This window comes from Streptomyces sp. NPDC057543 (assembly GCF_042801895.1).
GTDB lineage: Bacteria > Actinomycetota > Actinomycetes > Streptomycetales > Streptomycetaceae > Streptomyces.
Genome location: NZ_JBHVFF010000465.1, coordinates 1 through 4156 on the forward strand (window position 1 = coordinate 1; position 4156 = coordinate 4156).

A 4156-nucleotide genomic window follows, 5' to 3' on the forward strand; every position below is an offset into this window, starting at 1 on the left:
GAAGCCGCATGACGCCGCTCGCTGATCCACTCTCCATCGCGGGTGAGGTCGTAAGCGCCCGGGCCGGGTCATCACAAACTCCTCGTGTCAACCATGGTTGACACGAGGAGTCGTGTCAACGTAAGTTGACATCATGACCGAAGCAACGGAACTGGCCGCGCGCGCCGGTGACCGCGACCCCCGGGTGGGGTTGCGGGCGGTCGCCGCACTGCGGCGGCTGCTGGAGCAACTCGAAGCCGTACAGGTCGCGAGCGCCCGCGCGAACGGCTGGTCGTGGCAGGAGATCGCCGCCGAACTGGGCGTCAGCCGACAGGCCGTGCACAAGAAGTACGGGAGGCATTGATGTTCGAACGATTCACCAAGAGTGCCCGGGCGACCGTGACCGGTGCCGTGACCCATGCCGAACGGGCCGACGCCGAATCGGTCACCGAGGAGCATTTGCTGCTCGCCCTGCTGGATCAGCACAGCGGCCGGGCATCCTTCGCCATCACTTCGCTGGGCCTCGCCGACCGCCGCGCGGCGGTCGAGGCCGATCTGGTCACGGCGCGCCGCCGCGGCGGGCTGACCCGGGCCGATACGGACGCGCTCGCCGACATCGGCATCGATGTCGCCGAGATCGTCGCCCGGGTCGAGGAGATCCACGGGGCAGGCGCCTTGGACAGGGGCCGGCGGCGCGGGCCGGGGCGGCGCCCGTTCACCCGTGGGTCGAAGGACGTCCTGACGAAGACGCTGCGGATCGCGGTGGGGCGCGGAGACCGCTTCATCGGCGACGAGCACCTGCTGCTGGCGCTCACCGCCTGCCCCGGTGTGACCGCCGACGTACTAGCCGCCCATGGCGCGACGTACGAGACGGTGAACCGCGCGCTGTACGGGGACGGGGGCGGGGATGCGGGTGGGGGCGGGGGGTGACGTCGCCCCGCGTCCGGCGTTTGAGGGCCGAGGGCCGGTAAGTCGAGAGCCGGAGGTCGGGGGCCGGTGAGCCGGGGCGGAACCCCGGTTCACCCCTCCCTGCCGTCGTCCTTCCTCAGTAGCGCCCCGATGTGGGCCGCCGCCGTGGACAGATGGCGGCGGGCCCCCGCCAGTTGCTCCTCCGTGACGCCCTGGTCCCGGGCCGCGTCGCGGATGTCGTCGCGGAAGCGGTCCAGCAGGCGGTCCAGGTCGCGGGCCGGGTCGCCGGTGCGGGCGGTGTCCTTGCCCCACTCGGGGTTGGCGTCGGCCTCGGCGGGCTCCGGCTTGATGTACGGGGGCCAACTGCCCGTCCTGGCGAAGTTGCCCAGCTGGCCGGTGATCTCGGCCAGTCCCTCCCGTACGCCCGAGGGCCAGTCGCCCCGCGCGAAGTGTTCCTGGACCTGGCGGGCGGCGTTCTGCATCTGCTCGCGCGCCTTGTCCTGGGCCTCCTTGGCCTGACGGCGGGCCTGCTGGGCGTCCTCGCGGGCGCGGCGGGACTCGTCCTTCGCCCGGCGGGCCTGTTCCTTCCACTCCTGTTTGGCCTTGCGCAGCTCCTCCTTCGCGGCCCGCCACGACTCCTTGTCACCGAAGTCCGTGAAGTCGCCGAAGGGGAAGTCCCGGTCGCCCCGGCCGCCGGTGGAACCGGTGGAGGTCTGCCTGGTCTCGTGCGCCGCGGTCCGCATCTCGCTGCGCAGCTTCCCGGCGGCGCCGCGGACGTCGTCCCGGATCTCGGCGGCCAGTTCGGAGACGGATTCCCTGATCTCCAGTTCCAGATCGGCCAGCTCGCCGGTGCGGCCCGCCAGTTCGGTGCGGCCCGCGTCAGTGATCGAGTAGACCTTGCGACCGCCTTCGGTGGCATGGGTGACGAGGCCCTCGGTCTCCAGTTTGGCCAGGCGCGGATAGACCGTGCCCGCCGAGGGCGCGTACAGCCCCTGGAAGCGCTCCTCCAGGAGCCGGATCACCTCGTAGCCATGGCGAGGAGCCTCGTCGAGCAGCTTCAGCAGATAGAGGCGGAGGCGGCCGTGGGCGAATACGGGGGTCATGTCAGAGCACCTCTCCGGTCGGCTCGGCGGCGTAGGCGTCGTCCTCGGCCGGTGGACGGCGCAGCAGGGCGATCGAACCCGAGACGGTCGTCGCCCGCAGCTGCCCGGTTCCGGCGCCCAGCGTGCCGGTGATCTTCTTGGCTCCCCACTGGCCGCTGACCCGCAGATCCTCGAAGCCGTTGGAGACGGCGCCGCTCGTGGTGTTCGCCTCGACCGTTGCGTCCGCCGGGTGCGGCAGCCGGATGGCGACCTCGCCGGACACCGTGGTCAGCCGGATGTCCGTGGGCTTCCCGCTCGGGTCCAGATCCAGCACCATGTTCCCGCTGATCGACTCCGCCCGTACCGAGGCCCCGGCGCCCTCCACGACCGTCAGATCACCCGAGACCGTCTGGAAGCGCAGCTCGCCGGTCACGGCCTGGGCCTCCACGCTGCCGGAGACCGTCTCGGCCCGGACCGGACCGGCGAGCCCGACGAGCGTGGAGTCTCCGCTGACGCCCCGAACGTCCGTACGCCCCCGGATTCCGGACACGACGGCCCCGGCGCCGACCACGCCGACCTCCACCGCCGACCCGGCGGGCACGGCGAGCGAGACGACCGCGCTGCGGTGCCAGCCCTTGCGGTCGAACCAATTGAGGAAGCCGTTCCAGGGCAGGCCCTCGTACGCGACCGTGAGGGTGCCGCCCTCCTGGGTCACGATCAGCGGCGGGCCCTCGATCGCGGAGACCTCCAGCCGGGCGGTCGGTTCATCGGTACCGACGACATTGACCGCGCCTCCGACGATGCGCACATTGAGCGACGTCACGGGATCGTCGAAGGTCAGCTTCCGGGGCTCTGCGATGGCCCATGTCGACTCAGGCATGGATCTGACCTCCAGGGGAGCGGAATGACGCAACATATCGCGTCTCTTGCTGAACACGATATATCGCGGATCGGGGAAGTCAAGGGGTGCCGTGGCGGCATCGCCGATCAGGGAGGGCAAACGCACCAGACGTGGGTGAATTACCCCAGTGCGTGAGGCATGAACGCGACATCCCTCGCCGGGGCGCTGCTGCTGTGCCGTGCCGAACCCGGGACCGTCCGGCCGGTGGCCCGTCTGCTGCGCGAACGGATGCTGCTCGCGCCCGCCGGAGACGGGTGGTCCGTCCTCGTGCCCGAGGGCAGGCCCTGGCGGGACGGTGGCGTCGCGGGTGCGGACGCGGAGCCGGTCGGACCGGGTTGTGGCCGACTGGGCCGCCGCGCTCGCGGTCGGCTCGACCTGGCCCGTCCTCGCCCTGTGGTGGGACGGCGACCGGGCCGGTCACACACTCGCGTCCGGTTTCCGCCGCCCGGTCGGCCACGTCCGGCTCGCGGACGGCACGCCGGCCGGTGAGAACGGGGCGATGCGTACGTTCGCCGAGCGGCTGGGCCTCGACCCCATACTGGACGTCCAGGCGCTCGACGAGCTGAGCCGCCCCGACCCGGATGCCGATGCCGCGTCCGGCTGCGCGGGCTGCTCGCGGGCCTCACCCGCATCGGACTGTGCCCCCCCGCCCGGCCCCGGAGACGCCCGGCGACCGGCTGTACGCGGCGGCCGGTGCGGCCCGAAGCGGAACCGGTCGTCCGGACCGGCTGGCGCGAGGCGATGAAGGTCGAACTCGACGTGGTCGAGAACAGCGGTCGCGGTCCCTGGATGCGCGGCCCCGGAGCCCGTGCGCTGCGGCGCTCAGGTGGCGGCCGGATTGCCGCTCGCCCGCTGGGGGATCGGGCGCCGCAGCGGTGGCTGGGCCTTCGCGGGGGTGCTGCCGGTGGCGCACGGAGCGCTCGGCCTCGCGTACGACCGGTTCAGGGCCGACGGGGCCGAGGAGGCCGACGGCTCCGGGCCGGTCCGACCGGTCGTCCTCCTGCTCCTGCTTCTACTCGTCCTCGTCCTCGTCGTCGAGGCGGGCCAGCCAGGTGGCGAGGCGCTCGACCGGCACCTCGAAGTCGGGGTTGAGATCGACGAACGTACGGAGCTGCTCGGCGAGCCACTCGAAAGTGACCTCTTCCTCGCCTCGCCGCTTCTCCAGCTCCTCGATACCGCGGTCGGTGAAGTACATGCGAGAAGCCTAATGCCTGGTGACAGCACCGCGGTGGCCGGTCGTGCGGTCCCGGAAAGGTCCTGGCGCGGTCCGTGACGGACCGCGCCG

General features: G+C 72.0%; 5 protein-coding genes and 1 pseudogene. 3 read left to right on the plus strand and 3 right to left on the minus strand.

Annotated features, from left to right (window positions below; all coding sequences use genetic code 11):
* The first annotated feature begins 133 nt into the window (after positions 1-133).
* The gene (locus ACFU8Q_RS39770; RefSeq protein WP_384464609.1) at positions 134-343 is read left to right on the plus strand and encodes a helix-turn-helix domain-containing protein; all 210 of its coding nucleotides are present in this window, start codon (positions 134-136) and stop codon (positions 341-343) included.
* Positions 343-909: a Clp protease N-terminal domain-containing protein gene (locus tag ACFU8Q_RS39775; RefSeq protein ID WP_384464611.1), complete on the plus strand. Its 567-nt coding sequence runs from the start codon at positions 343-345 to the stop codon at positions 907-909. Before ACFU8Q_RS39770 ends, ACFU8Q_RS39775 begins: the two co-directional genes overlap by 1 nt.
* 89 nt (positions 910-998) lie before the next feature.
* Here the strand turns inward: ACFU8Q_RS39775 and ACFU8Q_RS39780 are convergent, their stop codons facing one another.
* Both ACFU8Q_RS39780 and ACFU8Q_RS39785 read right to left on the minus strand, forming a co-directional pair.
* Positions 999-1991: a helix-turn-helix transcriptional regulator gene (locus ACFU8Q_RS39780; protein ID WP_384464614.1), complete on the minus strand. Its 993-nt coding sequence runs from the start codon at positions 1989-1991 to the stop codon at positions 999-1001.
* A 1-nt stretch (position 1992) separates the two neighbouring features.
* Positions 1993-2850, minus strand: a complete 858-nt coding sequence (locus ACFU8Q_RS39785) for a DUF4097 domain-containing protein (RefSeq protein WP_384464616.1) — start codon at positions 2848-2850, stop codon at positions 1993-1995.
* 159 nt (positions 2851-3009) lie between these two features.
* On the opposite strand from ACFU8Q_RS39785, the pseudogene ACFU8Q_RS39790 reads away from it, so the two are divergent.
* A pseudogene (locus tag ACFU8Q_RS39790) lies at positions 3010-3820 on the plus strand (hypothetical protein); the annotation flags it as partial.
* Positions 3821-3883: 63 nt separating this feature from the next.
* Here the strand turns inward: ACFU8Q_RS39790 and ACFU8Q_RS39795 are convergent.
* On the minus strand, positions 3884-4066 hold the full coding sequence (locus ACFU8Q_RS39795; RefSeq protein WP_003961784.1) for a DUF6104 family protein: 183 nt from the start codon (positions 4064-4066) through the stop codon (positions 3884-3886).
* Between the last annotated feature and the right edge of the window lie 90 nt (positions 4067-4156).